Genomic DNA, 744 nt, shown 5'->3' with positions numbered 1-744 from the left:
GTCCTTGATCTTCTTCAGCGTGCCGGTGAGGGCCTGCGCGTGCGCGGTACCCGCCAGCGCACAGGACAGCGCGACGGCCAGCCAGCCTAAGCGGCGATCCATGCTTTTCTCCTGACGAAACGTTGATCGAATCGCGATCCTACGCCCGACAAAATTCGCGTCGCATCAGGGAAAGCGTAAGCAACCTTCCACCGTGGCCGCGCATTGAAAGACGTTTGCCGTGCCGCGCAAACCGGCCCGTGCCGCACATTTCGCCCGACCGGCCGCACGCGGGCTCGCCCCGCCTTCTGTGCCACACGTTCCAAACACGTGTTCATGCTGCAACGCGGCAACGTAATCGTTTGCGCCAGCCCCGGTTTTTCTCGTGAAACGCACTCAAGAAGCCGCCGCGCCAGCCGTTACCCAGTGCATGGCGCGTCGCAGCAAGCTTGCCGCGGCCGCCAGACAAAAACGACAAGGTCCGGGTCAGCCGGACCAGCGCCACCGCCGGCACGACGGTTATCTACGAGGATCGAGTTTCAACATGAGAACCAAGCGTTTCAATCTTGCGCTGGCGCGCTCCGCACATGCGCGCATGCTCGCCGGCATGCTGTCTGCCGCCGCCCTCCTGCCCCTCGCCGGTTGCGGCGGCGGAGGCGGCGGCGACGGCAGCAACCCGTCTTCTTCCAACGCGGCACCGGCACCTGCCCCCGCCCCGACGCCCGCTCCCGGCACACCGACGACCCCGCCCGCCTCGGCCGGCAG

The 744-nt window shown here is 66.7% G+C and carries 1 pseudogene; it reads left to right on the top strand.

Features of this window, described 5'->3' with window-relative positions:
- Positions 1-523: 523 nt before the first annotated feature.
- Positions 524-744: pseudogene (locus VK92_RS43260) on the top strand (peptidase S8); the annotation flags it as partial.

Source organism: Burkholderia sp. LK4, assembly GCF_001043615.1.
Taxonomy (GTDB): domain Bacteria; phylum Pseudomonadota; class Gammaproteobacteria; order Burkholderiales; family Burkholderiaceae; genus Burkholderia; species Burkholderia cepacia.
Note: the sequence above shows the minus strand (reverse complement) of the source record. Positions and strands in the feature narration are given on the sequence as shown.